Source organism: Alphaproteobacteria bacterium PA2 (assembly GCA_002256425.1).
In the GTDB taxonomy this organism is placed as follows: Bacteria; Pseudomonadota; Alphaproteobacteria; order Caulobacterales; family Caulobacteraceae; genus Phenylobacterium.
In genome coordinates, this window is record NKIZ01000001.1 from 1,645,001 (window position 1) to 1,662,494 (window position 17,494).

19 protein-coding genes are annotated in these 17,494 nt (G+C 65.0%); 11 read left to right on the forward strand and 8 right to left on the reverse strand.

Annotated elements, in window-relative coordinates; translation table 11 throughout:
- The first annotated feature begins 6 nt into the window (after nt 1–6).
- Entirely contained in the window at nt 7–1,011 is a 1,005-nt protein-coding gene (locus CFE28_07915) for a S1/P1 Nuclease (protein OYU69927.1), read from the forward strand.
- Between the two features lie 5 nt (nt 1,012–1,016).
- Complete coding sequence (locus CFE28_07920; protein OYU69928.1) at nt 1,017–1,916, forward strand: bifunctional methylenetetrahydrofolate dehydrogenase/methenyltetrahydrofolate cyclohydrolase; 900 nt, start codon at nt 1,017–1,019, stop codon at nt 1,914–1,916.
- On the opposite strand, the gene CFE28_07925 is transcribed toward CFE28_07920, so the two are convergent.
- The 4 genes from CFE28_07925 to CFE28_07940 are packed head-to-tail and all read right to left on the reverse strand — an operon-like array spanning nt 1,913 to nt 5,359.
- On the reverse strand, nt 1,913–2,527 hold the full coding sequence (locus tag CFE28_07925) for an ABC transporter (protein ID OYU69929.1): 615 nt from the start codon (nt 2,525–2,527) through the stop codon (nt 1,913–1,915). The genes CFE28_07920 and CFE28_07925 overlap by 4 nt on opposite strands.
- Nucleotides 2,524–3,462, reverse strand: a complete 939-nt coding sequence (locus CFE28_07930; GenBank protein ID OYU69930.1) for an ABC transporter substrate-binding protein — start codon at nt 3,460–3,462, stop codon at nt 2,524–2,526. The genes CFE28_07925 and CFE28_07930 overlap by 4 nt, the downstream gene beginning before the upstream one ends.
- Nucleotides 3,462–4,247 (reverse strand): ABC transporter ATP-binding protein, encoded by a 786-nt coding sequence (locus tag CFE28_07935; protein OYU69931.1) that lies wholly within the window; start codon nt 4,245–4,247, stop codon nt 3,462–3,464. Before CFE28_07935 ends, CFE28_07930 begins: the two co-directional genes overlap by 1 nt.
- Nucleotides 4,244–5,359: an ABC transporter permease gene (locus tag CFE28_07940; GenBank protein OYU69932.1), complete on the reverse strand. Its 1,116-nt coding sequence runs from the start codon at nt 5,357–5,359 to the stop codon at nt 4,244–4,246. The genes CFE28_07935 and CFE28_07940 overlap by 4 nt, the downstream gene beginning before the upstream one ends.
- 177 nt (nt 5,360–5,536) lie before the next feature.
- Here CFE28_07940 and CFE28_07945 point away from each other — a divergent pair, with 177 nt between their 5' ends.
- The 5 genes from CFE28_07945 to CFE28_07965 all read left to right on the forward strand — a co-directional run bounded on the left by CFE28_07945 (nt 5,537) and on the right by CFE28_07965 (nt 10,681).
- Nucleotides 5,537–6,055, forward strand: a complete 519-nt coding sequence (locus tag CFE28_07945; GenBank protein OYU69933.1) for a hypothetical protein — start codon at nt 5,537–5,539, stop codon at nt 6,053–6,055.
- 104 nt (nt 6,056–6,159) lie between these two features.
- A complete protein-coding gene (locus tag CFE28_07950; protein ID OYU69934.1) occupies nt 6,160–6,405 on the forward strand; it encodes an acyl carrier protein in 246 nt (81 codons plus the stop codon).
- A gap of 4 nt (nt 6,406–6,409) precedes the next feature.
- A complete protein-coding gene (locus CFE28_07955; protein ID OYU69935.1) occupies nt 6,410–7,318 on the forward strand; it encodes an amino acid--[acyl-carrier-protein] ligase in 909 nt (302 codons plus the stop codon).
- A 5-nt stretch (nt 7,319–7,323) separates the two neighbouring features.
- Nucleotides 7,324–8,286, forward strand: a complete 963-nt coding sequence (locus CFE28_07960) for a serine--tRNA ligase (GenBank protein OYU69936.1) — start codon at nt 7,324–7,326, stop codon at nt 8,284–8,286.
- Nucleotides 8,287–8,290: 4 nt separating this feature from the next.
- Nucleotides 8,291–10,681 (forward strand): beta-mannosidase, encoded by a 2,391-nt coding sequence (locus CFE28_07965; GenBank protein OYU69937.1) that lies wholly within the window; start codon nt 8,291–8,293, stop codon nt 10,679–10,681.
- A 52-nt stretch (nt 10,682–10,733) separates the two neighbouring features.
- Here CFE28_07965 and CFE28_07970 read toward each other — a convergent pair whose 3' ends face one another.
- Both CFE28_07970 and CFE28_07975 read right to left on the reverse strand, forming a co-directional pair.
- The gene (locus CFE28_07970) at nt 10,734–11,585 is read right to left on the reverse strand and encodes a ribokinase (GenBank protein OYU69938.1); all 852 of its coding nucleotides are present in this window, start codon (nt 11,583–11,585) and stop codon (nt 10,734–10,736) included.
- On the reverse strand, nt 11,582–12,520 hold the full coding sequence (locus tag CFE28_07975; protein ID OYU71616.1) for a nucleoside hydrolase: 939 nt from the start codon (nt 12,518–12,520) through the stop codon (nt 11,582–11,584). Before CFE28_07975 ends, CFE28_07970 begins: the two co-directional genes overlap by 4 nt.
- Before the next feature lie 83 nt (nt 12,521–12,603).
- Between CFE28_07975 and CFE28_07980 the strand changes: the two genes are divergently transcribed.
- The 4 genes from CFE28_07980 (at nt 12,604) to CFE28_07995 (ending at nt 15,817) form a co-directional block, all read left to right on the forward strand.
- Nucleotides 12,604–13,194, forward strand: a complete 591-nt coding sequence (locus CFE28_07980; protein OYU69939.1) for a hypothetical protein — start codon at nt 12,604–12,606, stop codon at nt 13,192–13,194.
- A gap of 88 nt (nt 13,195–13,282) precedes the next feature.
- A complete protein-coding gene (purU, locus tag CFE28_07985) occupies nt 13,283–14,152 on the forward strand; it encodes a formyltetrahydrofolate deformylase (GenBank protein OYU69940.1) in 870 nt (289 codons plus the stop codon).
- Nucleotides 14,153–14,212: 60 nt separating this feature from the next.
- Nucleotides 14,213–15,340 (forward strand): serine hydrolase, encoded by a 1,128-nt coding sequence (locus tag CFE28_07990; GenBank protein OYU69941.1) that lies wholly within the window; start codon nt 14,213–14,215, stop codon nt 15,338–15,340.
- A 6-nt stretch (nt 15,341–15,346) separates the two neighbouring features.
- On the forward strand, nt 15,347–15,817 hold the full coding sequence (locus CFE28_07995; protein OYU69942.1) for a GNAT family N-acetyltransferase: 471 nt from the start codon (nt 15,347–15,349) through the stop codon (nt 15,815–15,817).
- Between the two features lie 4 nt (nt 15,818–15,821).
- Here CFE28_07995 and CFE28_08000 read toward each other — a convergent pair whose 3' ends face one another.
- Together CFE28_08000 and CFE28_08005 are read right to left on the reverse strand one after the other, a co-directional pair.
- Nucleotides 15,822–16,838: an alcohol dehydrogenase gene (locus CFE28_08000; protein OYU69943.1), complete on the reverse strand. Its 1,017-nt coding sequence runs from the start codon at nt 16,836–16,838 to the stop codon at nt 15,822–15,824.
- A 31-nt stretch (nt 16,839–16,869) separates the two neighbouring features.
- Entirely contained in the window at nt 16,870–17,304 is a 435-nt protein-coding gene (locus tag CFE28_08005; GenBank protein ID OYU69944.1) for a hypothetical protein, read from the reverse strand.
- Nucleotides 17,305–17,494 lie beyond the last annotated feature (190 nt).

A 17,494-nucleotide genomic window follows, 5' to 3' on the forward strand; every position in this document is an offset into this window, starting at 1 on the left:
CTGGGCATGAAACGCATTGCCCTCGCCCTAAGCCTGTCTGTGTGTCTCGCGCCCATGGCGGCCCATGCCTGGGGAGGATCCGGGCACAGGATGATCGGGCAGGCAGCCATGGAAGCCCTGCCCGCCGACCTCCCCGCATTTCTGCGCACGCCGAAGGCGGCCGCCGACGTTGGAGAGCTGGCCCGCGAGCCGGATCGGTGGAAGGGCGCCGGCAAACTTCACGACCAGAACCGTGATCCGGGCCATTTCGTCGACCTGTCAGATGACGGGACCATTCTCGGCGGTCCCCGGCTCGAGAACCTTCCAACCACCCGAAAAGACTACGAAGCCGCATTGAAGGCTGCGGGGACAAACAGCTGGGACGCCGGCTATCTGCCCTATTCCATCGTCGAGACCCAGCAGCAGCTGACCAAGGATTTCGCCTATTGGCGGGTGACAGCGGCGGCGGAGCGGCTGGAACGCAATGCCGGCCGCCGGGCCTGGCTCAAGGCCGATCGGGTGCGCCGCGAGTACCTGATCCTGACCACGCTTGGCCACCTGTCCCACTATGTGGGTGACGGATCACAGCCGCTACACGTGACCATCCACTATAATGGCTGGGGCGATTTTCCCAATCCCGAGGGTTACACGACCGCCCGGATCCATGGCCCCTTCGAGAGCGATTTCGTCGCCGCCAATATCAGGATGTCGGATGTCCGGCAGGCCATGCCGCCTCTGAAACCGCCGGTTGGCCCTCTCGAATCCAGGATTTCGGCCTATCTCATCGCAACCGGAAAGCTGGTCATTCCGCTCTATCAGCTTGAGAAACAGGGCGGCCTTCGTGATGCGGATGCCCAGGGCAAGGCCTTTGCCCTGGCCGGCCTGGCCACCGGCGCCGGACAGTTTCGCGACCTGATCGTTGAAGCCTGGCGAGCCTCGCCGAAAATGACCGTGGGCTGGCCGGCCATCAGTCTGGCCGATGTCGAAGCCGGTCGCGTCGACGCCTATCTGGCCCTCTACAGCAAGGACTAGGACCCATGACCCAAGCCAGCATTATTGACGGACGGGCGACGGCGGAACGGCTGCGGACCGATGTCGCCGCCGAAGTCGCTCGCCTCAAGTCCGATCATGGCCTGACCCCGGGTCTGGCGGTGGTTCTGGTGGGGGATGACGGCGCCAGCCAGGTCTATGTCCGGTCCAAGGGCGAGCAGTCCAAGGCCGCGGGCATGCATTCAGTGACCCATATCCTGCCGGCCGACACCTCGCAGACCGAGCTGCTGGCCCTTGTCCGCCACCTGAATGGTGACCCGGCCATACACGGCATTCTGGTCCAGCTGCCTCTGCCCAAGGGCCTCGACGAGAAGGCCATCATCCAGGCCATAGATCCCGACAAGGATGTGGATGGCCTGAACGTGATCAACGCCGGACGCCTGGCTCAGGGCCTGCCATGCCTGGCGCCCTGTACGCCGGTTGGCTGCATGATCCTGATCCGCGACACCCTGGGCCCTGATCTGGCCGGCAAGCGCGCTGTGGTGGTGGGACGCTCGGCCCTGGTAGGCCGGCCTGTCGCCCAGCTGCTGACCCATGCCGACTGCACCGTCACCATCGCCCATTCGAAGACCAGGGATCTGGCTGCGGTCTGCCGCGAAGCCGACATCCTGGTCGCCGCAGCCGGTCGGGCCCAGATGATCAAGGCTGAGTGGCTCAAGCCCGGCGTCGTCGTGATCGATGTGGGAACCAATCCCGTGCCCTTCCGTGACCCGGTCAAGGCGGCGGAGGGCAAGACCAAGCTTGTGGGCGATGTGGACTACAAGGCGGCCCGTGAGGTCGCCAGCGCCATTACGCCCGTGCCAGGCGGGGTCGGGCCCATGACTGTGGCCTGCCTTCTGGTCAATACGGTTACCGCCGCCAAGCGGATCGCAGGGCTGGACGCCTAAGCGGCGCCGGCGTTGGTGTTCGTGACAATCTGCGTCAGCACCTTGCCCACGGCCTGATCAAAGGCCTGAACGATGGCTGAAACACGATTGGCCTCGGCCCGGGTCTGAACGGCAAGCGTCTCGTCCTTGACCAGAACCCGGTCAGAGGCGCGGATCAGGACCATGTGAACCTCCACCCGCACTTCAGGCGCCGCCCTGGCGCCCCGGTCGTAGACCGCCTCGAACCTCTGAACATCCAGGCGCAGGGTGTAGTCCGCCCGGGCAGGCTCACCGCGAATGACCAGGCGGGCCGGTCCCGGACCCGCGTTGAAGGCGCCCAGCAGAGCCTCATTGAACAGGGTTTCAGCCGGTTCGGCCCAACGGGCCTGGGCGACATAGGCCACTTCAGACCCGGTCACGGTGAGGATCCGGTCTCCCGCCGCTGCATGGTTGAAACTGCCGCCAGCCCTGACCACCCCAATCCTTGGCCCCGCAGGGTTTGCGCCCGCGATTTCCGCCTGACGCCCGTCGAAACGGTAGAGCTGCGAGGGCTTGGTCTTCGGAAAGACGGTTATGCAGCCGCTGAGCGCCAGGGCCACGACAACGACGATGAGTTTCGTGATGTGGTTCATGGCCTGACCTCTTTCTCGGCGGCGGGCGACTTGGCCACCAATGCCTGGGGATTTGCCTCCAGTTCCCTGACCAGCCGGTCCAGGGATTGGGCGGTGGATTGCAGGGAACTGACCGCCGCCGTCAGCTGGGGCAGGCCATTGGCGGCGAACTCACTGGTGGGCCCGTCCAGCTTGCCCATCATGCCCCTCAGGTCCTTGGCGGCGCTTTGCGCTTCGATGGCGGCGTCGGCGACGGACTTGAGGCTGCGCTGGCCATCGCCGTCCAGCAGGGTCTGGCCGGCTGAAGAAAGGGCGGTGATCTGCTGGGCGGCGGCGTCGATGCTCTGCAAGGCGGCCTGGGCGTCGCCGAACAGCTGCTTTTTGGCGGCCAGCTCGGCCGTGACGGTCTGGGTGTCATCCAGGGCCTTGCCGAAGGTCTTGATGTTCTGGTCCGAGAGGACCCGATTGACCCGGTCCAGGGCCTCGACGGTCCGCGCCAGCACAGTGCCACCGCCCTCGAGCAGGTCGGAGAGGGCGCTGCGACGGGACAGGATCAGAGGGATCTTGCCGATGGGCGTCTTGTCCTTCAGCAGGGGTTGGTTCGGCGAGCCTGCCGAGATCTGGATGAAGCTGACGCCGGTAATGCCCAGGGGTTCGATCGTGGCGTAGGAGTCGGCGCGAACGGGAACATCCGAACCCATGCGGACGTGGGCTGTCACATTCTTGGGGTCGGCCTTGGCCAGTTCGATCTTGGTGATTTCGCCGACCTTGATCCCGTTAAATCGCACCTCGCCGCCCTGGCTGAGGCCGTTGATCGGGCCCGGGAAGTTAATGTCATAGAGGTTGAAGTCGCGGTTCAGGCTGATACGCGCCAGCCAGACCGAAAAGATCACGACCCCGAAGAACAGCAAAAGGGTCGATAGACCGACAACTGCGTAGTTTGCGTCTTTTTCCATCAGGCGAGCGTCCTGTGTTTTTGGCCCGCAGCGCGTCCGCGCGGTCCCAGAAAGTATTCCTGAATCCAGGGATGGTCAGATTGCTCCAGGGTTTCCACCGGAGCGACCTCAACCACCTTCTTGTCAGCCAGCACCGCCACGCGGTCGGTGATGGTGTAGAGGCTGTCCAGGTCGTGGGTGATCATGAAGACGGTCAGGGACAGGCTGCGGGACAGGTCCAGGATCATCTCGTCAAAGGCAGCCGCAGCAATGGGATCCAGTCCCGCCGTTGGCTCATCAAGGAACAGCAGGTCCGGATCCAGCACCAGCGCCCGGGCCAGCCCGACCCGCTTGCGCATGCCGCCTGATAGCTCGGAGGGCTTCTGAAGGGCGACGTCGGGGGCCAGGCCAACCAGACCGATCCGCAGGTCGGCCAACTCGTGGATGGTCGAGCGGGACAGGTCCGTATGCTCATAGAGGGGGGCGGCGACGTTCTCGCGGACGGTCAGGTTCGAGAACAGGGCGCCCTGCTGGAACAGCACGCCCCAGCGGCGCTCGATGTCGCTCCAGCCCTTGCGATTGGCGGTGTGAATATCCTGGCCAAACACCTTGACCTGGCCGCCCTCGGGGCTTTTCAGGCCAATGACCGTATTGAGCAGGACCGATTTGCCGGTGCCTGACCCGCCGACGACGCCAAGGATTTCTCCTCGCTCCACCGACAGGTTCAGGTGGTCGTGGATACGATGCTCGCCGAACTGCGACACCAGATCAACGATCTCGATGACTGGATCAGACGCCCCGGTCACAGGTCCATCTCCATATAGAGGAGGGCGAACAGGGCATCGATCATGATGATGGCGAAGGTGGCGTGAACGACGGCGGCGGTCACCCTGCGGCCCAGGGACTCGACATCGCCGCCGACTTCCAGGCCCTGGCGACAGCCTATGCCCGCGATGACGGCGGCCATGACCGGCGCCTTGGACATGCCGATCCAGAAGTGGGTAGGTCCCACATTGTCGAGGATGCGCTGCAGGAAGAAGGCCGGACCGACCCCAAGGATTGACCAGGTGATCAGCAGCCCCCCGAACAGACCGGCCAGGGTTGCGACAAAGGTCAGGAGCGGAACCGTCACCAGCAGCGCGGCGAAACGTGGGAAAACCAGGGCCTCGAACGGATCTATGCCCAGCACCAGCATGGCGTCGATTTCCTGGTTCATCTTCATCGAGCCGATTTCAGCGGCGAAGGCGGATGCCGATCGGCCCGCGAGCAGAATGGCGGCGATGACGATGTTGAATTCCCGCAGGACGGCTATGCCGATCAGGTCCACGGAAAACACCTCGGCGCCAAATTGCCGGAGGGTGTTGACCCCCAGGAGGCCGACGACAGCGCCAATGAAGAAGGATGTGGTCGCGACAATGGGCACGGCGTCCAGTCCTGCCCGCTCCGCAAGGGAGAAGCAGGCCGCCCACCGCACCTTCTGGGGCCTGACGATCGAACGACCCAGGACCACCAGCAGGTGGCCCACAAAGACCATGGTGTCGATGAATTCCCGCCACAACTCGATCACGCCGCGACCAATGCGGATGGTCATTTCGTGGAAGCCGCGGGGCGGAAGCTTTTCCCTGACCCTGGCGTTGGTGGCCTTGGAGACCAGTTCCAGCAGTCTTCTGACCTCTGGCCGTCCCTGAGTGGCCGTCAGGTCCAGGCGTTCTCCGGCCGCGCGGATCAGCAGATAGGCGGCCGTCGTGTCCATGCGCTCGACGCCGGAAAGATCGAGGCTGAAGGGCCCCACCGTGGCCAGGCTTTTGGCCAGGTCCCGGCCGGCATCGTCCACGCCGGAGCCAGACCACTTGCCCGTGAGGGAGACGGTCGTTCCCTCCGGAGTCTGGTTCACACGGAATTCGGCGGGTTGATCCATCAGCTCTTCGGTTTTGCCGCAGGAGGCTCGGGGAGGGGTGCCGCCCGGGTGAGTCCGGGTCAGGCCAAGGTGTACAGGCTTCTTGGGCCCTCGCCAAAGGTGAAACACGCCTGCGACATTGATGGTTCCTCTTTGCCCGGACTGGCGTCATTGGCGCTTCGGCGGCAGACTGCAGCCATGCATTCGGCCATCGTCATACTAGGGGCCGCCGTCCGGCCGGATGGCGCGCCAAGCCCCAGCCTGCACAGGCGAACCCTGTACGGCCTGGAAGCCGCCCGACGGGCGCCAGACGCGCCGATCTTCTGTTCGGGGGGGCCTGGCAGGCACGGCCCTTCGGAAGCTTCCGTCATGAGGCGTATCCTCATCTCCGAGGGCGTCCCGCCGGAACGGCTGACCCTGGACGAAGACAGCCGCGATACGCTCCAGAATGTTGTCGCCGCCGCCCGCTTCATCAGGATCTCTGGCCTGGAAGGCGCTGTCATCTGCACGGACGTCTACCATGCGCCCAGGGTCGCCATGCTGTTCCGGGCGCTTGGGGTTTCCTCAGAAAGGGGTCCGCTCGCCCGCGGCCGGGGGACGACCTCCCTTGCGCACTGGAGCTTCATGACCCTTCGGGAGGTGGCCGCCTATGCCTATGATTTTGCGGTAATAATGCACCGGGCCCCTGAGCTTCGAGAGGTTATTTCCCGGGCCTAAGCTGCTGAAAGTCCACAGACTTTATTTACCAAGTTCAGTGAGCCCCGGTTTACGAGCCTGCTGTACGAAGAGGGTTAGAAAATAAGGTTTCAAGGCGTTTCATCATGAACGAGCAAATTCGGGAAATCGTCGCCAGGCACGGCGGTCTGGCGGTTGATGTCGCCGGTCTGGACGAAGCGGCGGATCTTTATGAAGCGGGCATGACCTCTTTTGCTTCAGTCGACCTGATGCTGGGGCTTGAAGAGGCTTTCGACATCGAATTCCCTGACGCCCTGCTGACCCGCAAGACCTTCGCCTCGATCAGTTCCATCGCCGAGGCCGTGACCAAGCTCAGCGCCAAGGCGGCTTGATCCCATGACCGATCAGCCCAGCTTCCTGCAGCAACTGTTTGATCGGGGATATCTGATCCCTTCCGGTGTTCCGGGGCTGTTCGGACGTGGCGAAGTCTATGAGTCGGTCATATCCGCTTTTGACGGCCTGATTTCCCGCGTGGTCAAGGACGACAGGGCCGAGAAGATTTCCTTCCCGCCCGGCATGAACCGGACCCAGTTCGAGAAGAGCGGCTATCTCAAGAGTTTCCCCCAGCTGGCCGGGGCGGTTCACAGCTTCTGCGGCAACGACCACGACCATGGCGAACTCCTTCGGGAACTGGATGAAGGCGGCGACTGGACCAAGGGCCTGGCCTGTACGGACGTCGCCCTGACGCCGGCCACCTGTTATCCGGTCTATCCGGTCATGGCGGCCAGAGGCCCCCTGCCGGAAGGCGGCCGGGTGTTTGACCTGCAATCCTATTGTTTCCGGCACGAGCCTTCGGAAGATCCTGCACGCATGCAGATGTTCCGGATCCGGGAGTTTGTGCGGGCTGGAACCCAGGACGAGGTGCTGGCCTTCCGCGAGACCTGGCTGAAGCGTGGCCGGGAAATGATGGGCGCCGTCGGACTGCCCCTCGACATCGATCTGGCCAATGACCCCTTCTTCGGCCGGGGCGGACGGCTGATGCGGGCCGGACAAAGGGAGCAGGAACTTAAGTTCGAGCTGCTGGTCCAGATCGCCAATCCGGCCGGGCCGACGGCGATCATGAGCTTCAACTATCACCAGGAACACTTCGGCGAGACCTGGGGCATCCATACCGCCGACGGCGGTGTCGCCCAGACGGCCTGCACGGGGTTCGGTATGGACCGCATCGCCCTGGCATTGCTGAAGCATCACGGCCTCGACCTCGACGCCTGGCCGAAGTCGGTGCGCGACACCCTCTGGGGCTGATCCCCATGGCGGCGCGCTTCCCAGGCCTGGACCCGGCGACCTATCAGCGCCACTCCATGCACGCCCTCGAGCGGGCCTGGCCGGAAAGCAATTGCTATTCAGACCTCTGGGTCGAACTCCTGCACGCCTATGGCGTCGGGCCGCAGGGCATATTCGGATCTGCGGTCACCCAGGACTATGAGGGTGACCAGTTCACCTTCACCAAACCCCTGCTGGAAGACATCGAGCGCCTGCACGGCCTGCAGGTCCAGGAACTCGCCATCTATGATGATCTGGCGGTTCACATTGACCGGCAACTCGCCCAGGGACGACTGAGCATTGTCGAGGTCGACAGCTATTTCCTGCCTGACACCCGGGGGCTCACTTACAGACTGGCCCACGGCAAGACATCGGTGATCTTCAACCACCTGGACATCGAGGCCCGGCGGGCGGGCTATTTCCATGGTCCGGGTTATCACAGCCTGGAGGGTGAGGACTTCGAGGGAGTGTTCCAGGGGTATGGCGACGGGGTCACGCCCTTCCTGCCCTATGTGGAGTTCATCAAGGAGCCAGCAGGCGGCGCCAGGCCAGCCGATCGCACAGAAGCCGGGCTTCTCCTGCAACGGCATCTGGCCCGGCGTCCGGTCTCCAATCCCCTGAAGCGGTTCCAGGCGGATTTTCCGACCCAGGCCGAAGCAGTGTCCCGGCGGGAGCCGGCCTTCTTCCATCTCTATGCCTTCAACACCCTGCGCCAGTTCGGCGCGAACTTCCTGTTGCTCAGCGACCATCTGGCCTGGCTGGATCCGGAAGCCGCGGGCGTGGCGCCTGCGGACGTGATCGCTCAGACGGCCAAGGCCTGCCAGTTCCAGCTGGCCCGGGCCTGCGCCCGCAAGAAGTTCGATACCCTGGCCGGGGCCCTGGAGCCTGCGGTTGAGGCCTGGGATCAGCTCATGGCCGACCTCGACTCCCGGTGGGGCAGGGCGGCCTGAATTCATGGCCCGCATCAACAGCATGACGGGCCAGACCCGGTCGCCGCTTTCCGAAGGCTGGACCCTGGCCCTGACAGAGGCCGGAGCATGCCCGGATCCCTCAGCGGCCTCACGACGGGTTGACTGGATCCCCGCCCGGGCGCCGGGAACTACTGCCGGGGCCTTGCGGGATGCAGGTCGATCCTTTGACCGATTGACGGAGCAGGATGTCTGGTGGCGGCGCGATGTGGACCTGTCTGGTCCCGGAAGCCTGAGGTTTGAGGGGCTGGCCGGTCTTGCCGAGGTCTGGCTGGACGGCAAGCTGGTCCTCACTTCAACCTCCATGTTCCTGGCCCATGAGGTCGAACTTCCTCCTGAGGGGGTGAAGACCCTCTGGCTGGCCTTCCGGGCCATGGCGCCACACCTGGAGCGCAAACTTCCGAGGGCCCGCTGGCGCCCTCGGATGATCGACCATCAGGGCCTGCGCGGGGTGCGAACGTCCCTGATCGGCCATGTGCCTGGATGGAGTCCGGTCTTCGAAACCATCGGCCCCTGGCGACCGATCGTGGCTCTCGGTCGGCCGACGCTCAGGATCGAAAACCTCGACATCAAGACGGGATATGATGGGGGACGGGCGTGGATCTCAGCGGAGATCGCGGGCGTCGATATTTCCTCTGCTCCGGTCCTGGTCTGTGATGAGCGAAGGCTGGCTCTGACGTCCATGGGCGCCGGGCGGTATGCGGGCCGCATGGCCCTGTCCGGCGTTCGTCCCTGGTGGCCGCATACCCATGGGGACCAACCTCTCTATCCCGTCAAGCTTCAGGTCGGCGACACCATCCTTGATCTGGTGCGCACCGGCTTTCGCGACATCGCTGTGGACAGGGGCGAAGACGGGCAGGGGTTCCAGCTTCGCATCAACGGTGTTCCGGTCTTCGCCCGCGGCGCCGTCTGGACCAGTTCAGATCCCGTCGGCCGGTCCTGTGACCGGGATCATTACGCCCCCCTGATCGCCCGGGCCAAGGCGGCCGGAATGAACATGCTGCGGCTGAGCGGAACCGGCGCCTATGAGGGCCGGGCCTTCCATGACCTGTGCGATGAGCTGGGGATACTGGTCTGGCAGGATTTCATGTTCGCCAATTTCGACTATCCGGCTTCCGATCCTGACTTCGCCCGGGAGGTCGATCTTGAACTGGCCCAGGTGCTGTCTGACCGTCAGCTCTCGCCTTCACTTGCCGTGATCTGCGGCGGCAGCGAGGTGCACCAGCAGGCGGCGATGATGGGGCTTAGGGAAGAAAACTACGCCAGCCATCTGTTTGACGAGATCATGCCCAGGGCGGCGGCCCTGTGGCGGCCGGATGTTCCCTTTGTCCCCAACTCCCCCAGCGGCGGCGCCTTGCCTTTCGTGGTCGACAGCGGCGTGGGGCACTATTACGGGGTCGGCGCCTATCTGCGGCCCCTTGAGGATGCCCGCCGGGCCAATGTGCGGTTTGCCTCCGAGTGCCTGGCCTTCGCCAATCTGCCAGACGGCCCGGTGACGGATCGGGGCCTTGGGGTTCCCAGAGATCTGGGCGCCGACTGGGATTTCGCAGATGTCCGGGATTACTATCTGGGAAGGCTCTATGGAGAAGACCCCGCCGGGCTGCTGGCCCGGGATCCAGTCCTCTACGCCGATTTATGCAATGCAGCTGTATCGGAAATCATGGAGGCGACCTTCGCCGAGTGGCGACGTCCCGCTTCCGCGTGCGGCGGCGGCCTGGTCTGGACCTTCCAGGATCTGGAGCCCGGGGCCGGGTGGGGCGTTCTGGATTGCAATGGGCGGCCGAAGGCGGTCTGGTATGCCCTGAAGCGCGCCTTCCGGCCGATCCAGCTGACCCTGACAGACGAGGGCGTCAATGGTCTGGCCGTGCACGTCCTCAATGAAACAAACAGGTCCCGTACTCTGGTTCTGGAGTTCACCTGCCTGCGGGATGGGGCGACGCCGGTTCTGTCTGTCACCCACGACATCGAAGCGCCGGCGCACAGTGGCCAGACCCTGTCGGCCTTCGCCCTGATCGGCCGGTTTTTCGACCTGACCTATGCTTACAGGTTCGGCCCGCCGGGCCATGACGTCTCCATCGCCCGGTTGCGGGGCGAGGATGGCGAGGTGCTGGCAGAGGCCTTCCACTTCCCTGGAGAGCGCCTTCGGACACCCGATGATGTGCAATTGACGGCCTCGCTCGATGGCCATGTCCTGCGGCTCGCCTCGCAGAAATTCCTGCCGTCGCTGCGCGTTGAAGCGCCAGGTTTTGAGCCCTCTGACAACGGGTTTCATCTGGCGCCGGGCATAGAGAAAGTGGTCCGCCTGACCGGTCCTGGGAACAGGGTTCCAGCGGGCAGGGTGCTCGCCCCCGGCGGCAGGATTGTCGCCGAGTTCTGACTTTAACTCCTGGCCTTAAATCACGCCAGAACAGGTTATTAGTCGATTTATCTCAAGTAACCTTGATGTAGCTTTCGACATCCCCGCGCGAGGGCATGGAGGTCTGAGCGCCCTCCCTTGTGGTGGCGATCGCACCGGCTGCGCAGGCAAAGGCAAGGGCTGCTTCCAGAGGCTGGCTTTCCAGGAGGGCGACCGACAGGGCGGCGAAGAAGCAGTCCCCAGCGCCTGTGGTGTCCACCACCTGGACGGCAGGGGGTTCTGCCCGGGCGATCTCTGATCCCTGCCGGTAGACCACCGCGCCTCGGGCGCCCAGGGTTACAGCGACAAGTCCCTGTCCGGCATGGAGTTTGTCGCCATAGAAGGCGGCCTCTCCCTCATTGACCACCAAAAGGTCCGGCCGGGTCAGCAGAATGTCGGGGACCGGAAGGGCAGGGGCGAGGTTCACAGCGACAAAGCCCCTGGCGGCGCCGACCGCTGCGGCGACCGTGTCCAGGGGCAGTTCCAGCTGGCATAGCAGGGCCTCAGGGCCGAGGTCCGGCACTCCGGTCAGACCCAGGTTGGCGCCGGACGCGACGATGATCTGGTTTTCACCTTCGGGCGATACGGCGATCAGGGCGACTCCGGTCGGCAGGGTTTCATCCACTGTGACCTGGGTGAGGTTTACCCCGTCAAGCCGCAGGATCTGCAGGGCTTCTTCGGCGAACGGATCGAGACCCACCCTGCCAATCAGCGTGACCTCTGCGCCCAGCCGGCGTGCCGCCAGGGCCTGGTTGGCGCCCTTGCCGCCGGGATAGCGGGCAAGGCTGGCGCCTGTGACGGTTTCTCCCGGTGCGGGCAAGAGTGCGCCTGAGGCGACGAGGTCGAGATTGATTGAGCCGAGGACCTGCAGGCGGACCGGGTTCATCGGCCCAGCCGGTAGGTGAGAAGGTCAAAAACCCCCTGTGCGTCAGCGTGCGCGCCCCACTGGATGTGCGGCGCCGGGCCGTCTCCCAGCCTGAACTCCACGGCAGTGTGGCCGGCGGTGAGGGGCGAGGCGGCTTCAACCTCCATCCGGCACGGGCGCAGGGTGAAGAGGTCCGGCGCCAGCAGGTAAGCAATGGGGCAGAGGTCATGCTGCGGCGGATCGCCCCCGGAGCCCAGGGCGGCCTCGGTCCGCGCCATGAAGTCCAGGAGGTTGACGCTGGCCTCCGAGACCGCCGTCTTCAGGGCGCCTATCCTGGCGATGTGGCCCTTCGACGCCCGGACCTGATGGGTGACGTCCAGGCCCATCATGACCAGGGGCGCACCGGAGCTTGCGACGACCTGAGCGGCGTGGGGGTCGGCATAGATATTGTACTCGGCGGAAGCCGTGATGTTGCCGCCCTCGGATCTGGCGCCGCCCATGGCGACAACATTCGCCAGGCGCGCGACGATCCGGGGTTCCTTGACCATGGCCATGGCCAGATTGGTCATGGGGCCAGTCACGGCGATCGTGACGGTTCCGGACGGTCGGGACATGACTGTCTCGATAATGAAGTCGACCCCGTGGGTCGCCTCGACGCCCTTTTCCGGGGTGAAGACCGGAAGGTCGCCAAGGCCGGTCTGACCATGAAAGTGCCCGGCGTCGATGGGCGGGCGGACCATGGGTCGCTCGCATCCGGCATGGACCGGGACATCCTCCCGTCCACTGATCTGCCGGAGTATGCAGGCGTTGCGGGCGGTCAGGGCCGCGGCGACATTGCCGGCGACGGTCGTCACCCCCAGCAGGTCGATCTCGTCCGGGGCCGCAAAGGCCAGGAAGAGGGCGATGGCGTCGTCGACGCCCGGATCGCAATCGAAGATCAGGGAAGTCTTGCTCATGGGGGCACCTTCCATGGTTTCGGCGCCCTGCGGCAAGAGGGGGCTCGCCTTGGCTTCAAAGTTCTGCTTTTGTTCTTTTTGAAATGCCGAGTCCGCCGTCCTCCTCTCCGCCGCCCGGTTGGCGGGTCTTCAATGATCAGCTTGTGCCTGACCAGACGGTGGGGGGCTATCTGGCCCGTGGGCAGAGTGTCAGCGGCGCCTGTGACCAGCGGGACTGCCGGCGGCGGTTCTGGATCGACTTCGACAACCTGATCCGGCGCGGCTATGCGCCCTTCCCGGTCAAGGAACTCAAGGCGCTATTGCTCTGCCGAAAGCCGGGGGGCTGCGCCATGGGCTTCAAGGACAGCCGCGAGGGCTCGGGCCTGACCCTCAAGGCGCTGAGCCGGTTTCCACAGGTGCGGATCAGGCTGAGATGCACGGGCTGCAAGTGGGAGAAGACCATCACGCCGGACAGGGCCGCGGCCCAGCTCAAGGCGGCCGGGACCGGGAGCGGCGACACCTTCCACATCGATCTGCTGGAAAAGCTCTCCAAGCCCTGCGCCAAGTGCCGCCAGACTGCCTGGGCCTGTGAAGTCATCTGGCCCCAGGCCAGGCCCAGCTGGCAGGGCAAGACCCGCAGCGGACCGCCGCTTCCCGATGAAAAACCGGGCCGTGATCGCCGCGGATCCGGCTAGGCGTCCGATTTCAGGCGCGGGCCTGAAAAAATCGCTCGCCAAACCTTCAGTCCCCCGATTTATGGCGCCGCGACAGTAAGGACTTCCCATGGCGCCGCCGATTGCAAAACCCCGCTACACCCTGATCCTCAAATGCCCCGACCGTAAGGGCGTGGTGGCGGCTGTCTCCGGCTTCCTGGCTGACAATGACGCGTCGATTGTCGAGTCCAACCACTTCAATGATGGCCTGGCGGGTCAGTTCTACATGCGCACTGTCTTCCACGCGGAAGGCGACATGCCGGAAATGGGCGCCCTGAAGCAGGGCTTCGAGCTGATCGCCCACCGGTTCCACATGACCTGGTCCCTGCACGACAATCAGGTGAAGCCCCGGGTCCTGCTGGCGGTGTCGAAGTTCGGTCACTGCCTGTTCGACCTGCTGCACCGCTGGCGGGCAGGCCTGCTGCCGGCCGAGGTGGTGGGGGTGGTGTCAAACCATGATGACCTGCGCTCCTTCGTGGAGTGGAGCGGCGTGCCCTTCCATCACCTGCCGATCACCGCAGCCACCAAGGCCGAGCAGGAGGCGCAGTTTCTGGGCCTTATCAATGAGCTGCAGGTCGATCTTGTGGTGCTCGCCCGCTACATGCAGATCCTGTCGCCGCAGATGTGCGAGGCCCTGGCCGGGCGGTGCATCAACATCCACCATTCCTTCCTGCCGGGCTTCAAGGGCGCCAAGCCCTATCACCAGGCCTATGATCGCGGGGTCAAGATCATCGGCGCCACGGCCCACTATGTGACCACCGACCTGGATGAGGGGCCGATCATCGAGCAGGACGTCCAGCGGGTCGACCACAGCCTGGGCCCGGACCAGATGGTGCTGATCGGCCGGGATGTGGAATGCGCCGTCCTGGCCCGCGCCGTCACCTGGCATTGCGAGCATCGGGTCCTGGCCGAGGGCGGCAAGACGGTGGTCTTCGTCTGATCGGGGTCGACGCCCGGTCAGGGGCTGGCTAGGTTGCTTCCAAGATTTGGGGAGAAGACCATGGCTGACGGCGAAATTCTGGATCCGCGTTTTGAGGGCCTGCGCGGCGTGCTTGACGGCCATATCGCTGCGGGAAGCGATGTCGGCTCTTCCTTCTGCGCGACCCTGGAAGGCAAGACCGTGGTCGACATCTGGGGCGGTCATGCCGATGAGGCGAAGACCCGTCCCTGGGAAAAAGACACCATCATCAACGTCTATTCGACCACCAAGACCATGACGGCCCTGACCGCCCTGCTCCTGGCCGACAGGGGAGAACTGGACTTCGACGCGCCGGTGGCCCGCTACTGGCCGGAATTCGCCGCCAACGGTAAGGCCGACGTCAAGGTCAGCCACCTGATGAGCCACTCGGCGGGCCTGTCCGGCTGGAAGGAACCCATCACCGAGGCCGACCTCTATGACTGGGAAAAGGCCACCGCCCTGCTGGCAGCCCAGGCGCCTTATTGGGAGCCGGGAACAAAGTCGGGCTATCACGCCCTGACCCAGGGCTATCTGGTGGGCGAAGTGATCCGCCGAGTCGCCGGCAAGAGCGTCGGGACCGTGTTCCGCGAGGAATTCGCAGACCCCATGGGCGCCGACTTCCACATCGGCCTGCCCGCCAGCGAGGATGGCCGGGTCGCCGACCTGATCCCGCCGCCCCCCGGCGGGGCCATGGGGGAGGGGACGACCGACAAGCTGGTCGCCAACATGTCGACCAATCCCGGGGTCAATGTCCTGGCCACCCGCACCCGCGAGTGGCGCGGGGCTGAAATCCCTGCGGCCGGCGGGACCGGCAATGCCCGCTCGGTCGCCGAGATCCACACCATCCTGGCCAATGGCGGGATCGGTCGGGACGGCAAGCGCTACCTGTCCGAGGCCGGCTGCCGCAAGGCCCTGGAGCCGCAGATCGAGGGCACGGACCTGATCCTCGGCATTCCGGTGAAGTTCGGCATGGGCTTTGGCCTGCAGGGCGGCGCCACACCCCTGCCCAATGACGAGTGCATCTATTGGGGCGGCTATGGCGGCTCGCTGATCATCATCGATATGAAGACCCGGGCCACCTATTCCTACGTCATGAACAAGATGGCCTCGACCACCTCCGGCGACATGCGCGGCTTTTCCCTGCTCATGGCCATGTGGGGGGCGATGTAGCCGTCCATGGCAGATCCGGTCATTGAGGTCTTCGCAGGCGACCGGCAGGACCTGGAGCACCTGTTCCTCCTGGCGGAGGATTCAAGGGAACAGCTGGCCGCCTATCTGGGCCTGGGCGATGTGCTCGTGGCCCGTGGCGAAGGCGGCATTCTTGGGCATGCGCAGGTGATCGCCACGGGCAGCCCCGGCGAGTTCGAGCTGAAGAATATTGCCGTTCTCGAAGACATCCAGGGACAGGGTCTGGGCAGGATCCTCGTGGAAGCCGTCTTCCGCCATTGCCAGGCCAGGGGCGGCAAGCGCCTGATTGTCTCCACCGCCACAGCCGGGGTCGGGCAGTTGCGGTTCTATCAGAGGCTGGGTTTCCGCTTTGACCGGATTGTGCGGGACGCCTTTGGCCCGGCGCAGGGCTATCCGGAAGGCATAGTGATCGACGGCATTCCCCTGCGCGACCAGATATTCCTGGACCGGGATTTGTGACCGCTCAAACGCGGATGACGATCTTGCCCATGTGGGTTCCGCTTTCCAGATGCTCGAAGGCGGCCCTGGCGTCTTCAAAGGCGAAGACCCGGTCAATGACCGGCTTGAGCCCCGTCGCCGCCACCACCCGGGTCAGCTCGATCAGTCCCGACCGGTCGCCCACGGTGATATTGCGGAAACTGGCGCCGCTGCCCTTGAGCTGGAAGAAGTCGATCCCCGGGTTCTCGGTGCTCAGGAAACCGATGGAGGCGATCTCGCCGCCCAGGGCCACGGCCCGCAGGGACTGGGCGATGGTGCCGGGCCCGCCCACCTCGACCACCCGGTCGACGCCGCGTCCGCCGGTCAGGGCGCGGACCTGCTTTCCCCACTGGGGATCATTGGCATAGTTGACCACCTCGGCCGCGCCCATGGCCTGCAGCTGCTCGCCCTTGGCGTCGCTGGAGGTGGTGGCGATGACGGTGGCGCCGACCGCCCGGGCCAGTTGCAGGGCGAAGATCGAAACCCCGCCGCTGCCCAGGACCAGGACCGAATGGCCCGCTCGGATCGGCGTCGGGCCGGTGAGCGCTGTCCAGGCCGTCAGGCCGGCGCAGGGCAGGGTGGCGGCCTCTTCATAGGACAGGCTGTCGGGAATGCGGACTACGGCCTCCTGGCTGATGGCCTTGAGCTCGCAGAGCCAGCCATCGCTCTCGGCGCCATAGCTGTCCTTCTGGATGGTGGAGGGCATGTCGCCGCCGAACCAGCGGGGATGGAAGGCGCCGATCACCCGGTCGCCGACCTTGAAGGACTCCACACCCTCGCCGACCTCGACCACCTCGCCGGCCGCATCGCTGATCGGGATCAGGCCCGGCAGGCAGGGGCGGGGATAGCGACCCCGGGGCATGGCCAGGTCGCGGAAGTTCAGGGAGACGGCCCGCACCCGGACCAGCACCTCGCCCCGCTGGGGCCGGGGGTCGGCTTCCTCGCGCAGGCGCAGGGCGTCCAGGCCATCCAGGGTGTCGAAGCGGTAGGCCTTCATGATCAGATCCAGTGCCTGGCGGGAGCTGGTGGCGTGCCTATCTCAGGCTGACCATCCAGAGCCCGACGGCGCACACCGCAAGGCCCGCGAGGTTTACGGGCGACAGTGTCTCGCGGAAAGCAAAATAGCTGATCGGCAGCAGGACCACAGCCGTTCCAACCGTCACCATCACCCCCGTGGTGCTGACCGGCCAGCCCAGCCGGAAGGCGGCCACATAGGCGAATTCCAGCCCCACCACCGACAGGCCAAACAGGACCGGCAGGATCATCTCCTTCGCCGTCATCCGGTTGTCCCCAAGCCCCATATTCCGCCACCACAGAAACGCCGCCGCCACCAGGGCCACGGCATAGGCGAAGGTCTGGAAGGCCAGGATGTTCAGCCCCGGCCGGGGCAGTTTCAGCAGGACCTGATAGGCGACCAGGGTCGACACCATCAAAAGGTAGGGCCAGGCCGGCAGGCCGCCAATCTGCATGGGAATCTCCTCCGCCGAAGGGGGCAGTCTAGGGGATGGGGCGTGATGTGGGAGTCCCGTTGGGGAGGGGGGGGATGGCCTGGAGTCATGGGCCGGGTCCGACCCTCTAAGGAAATTCGCCTGCCAAAACTTCGAGTCTGAGATGCACCAAAAGCGGACGCTTGAAGTCGACCGTAGACCAGATATTCAA

Excerpts from the sequence above, each read along its gene's own strand:
- CFE28_07975 (OYU71616.1), bottom strand. The coding sequence starts at position 12,520 with ATGAGCAAGACTTCCCTGATCTTCGATTGCGATCCGGGCGTCGACGAC.
- CFE28_07995 (OYU69942.1), top strand. The coding sequence starts at position 15,347 with ATGGCAGATCCGGTCATTGAGGTCTTCGCAGGCGACCGGCAGGACCTG.
- CFE28_07965 (OYU69937.1), top strand. The coding sequence starts at position 8,291 with ATGGCCCGCATCAACAGCATGACGGGCCAGACCCGGTCGCCGCTTTCC.
- CFE28_07955 (OYU69935.1), top strand. The coding sequence starts at position 6,410 with ATGACCGATCAGCCCAGCTTCCTGCAGCAACTGTTTGATCGGGGATAT.
- CFE28_07950 (OYU69934.1), top strand. The coding sequence starts at position 6,160 with ATGAACGAGCAAATTCGGGAAATCGTCGCCAGGCACGGCGGTCTGGCG.
- CFE28_07970 (OYU69938.1), bottom strand. The coding sequence starts at position 11,585 with ATGAACCCGGTCCGCCTGCAGGTCCTCGGCTCAATCAATCTCGACCTC.
- purU (OYU69940.1), top strand. The coding sequence starts at position 13,283 with ATGGCGCCGCCGATTGCAAAACCCCGCTACACCCTGATCCTCAAATGC.
- CFE28_07940 (OYU69932.1), bottom strand. The coding sequence starts at position 5,359 with ATGGATCAACCCGCCGAATTCCGTGTGAACCAGACTCCGGAGGGAACG.
- CFE28_07960 (OYU69936.1), top strand. The coding sequence starts at position 7,324 with ATGGCGGCGCGCTTCCCAGGCCTGGACCCGGCGACCTATCAGCGCCAC.
- CFE28_07920 (OYU69928.1), top strand. The coding sequence starts at position 1,017 with ATGACCCAAGCCAGCATTATTGACGGACGGGCGACGGCGGAACGGCTG.
- CFE28_07915 (OYU69927.1), top strand. The coding sequence starts at position 7 with ATGAAACGCATTGCCCTCGCCCTAAGCCTGTCTGTGTGTCTCGCGCCC.
- CFE28_08005 (OYU69944.1), bottom strand. The coding sequence starts at position 17,304 with ATGCAGATTGGCGGCCTGCCGGCCTGGCCCTACCTTTTGATGGTGTCG.
- CFE28_07925 (OYU69929.1), bottom strand. The coding sequence starts at position 2,527 with ATGAACCACATCACGAAACTCATCGTCGTTGTCGTGGCCCTGGCGCTC.
- CFE28_07930 (OYU69930.1), bottom strand. The coding sequence starts at position 3,462 with ATGGAAAAAGACGCAAACTACGCAGTTGTCGGTCTATCGACCCTTTTG.
- CFE28_07990 (OYU69941.1), top strand. The coding sequence starts at position 14,213 with ATGGCTGACGGCGAAATTCTGGATCCGCGTTTTGAGGGCCTGCGCGGC.
- CFE28_07945 (OYU69933.1), top strand. The coding sequence starts at position 5,537 with ATGCATTCGGCCATCGTCATACTAGGGGCCGCCGTCCGGCCGGATGGC.
- CFE28_07980 (OYU69939.1), top strand. The coding sequence starts at position 12,604 with ATGCCGAGTCCGCCGTCCTCCTCTCCGCCGCCCGGTTGGCGGGTCTTC.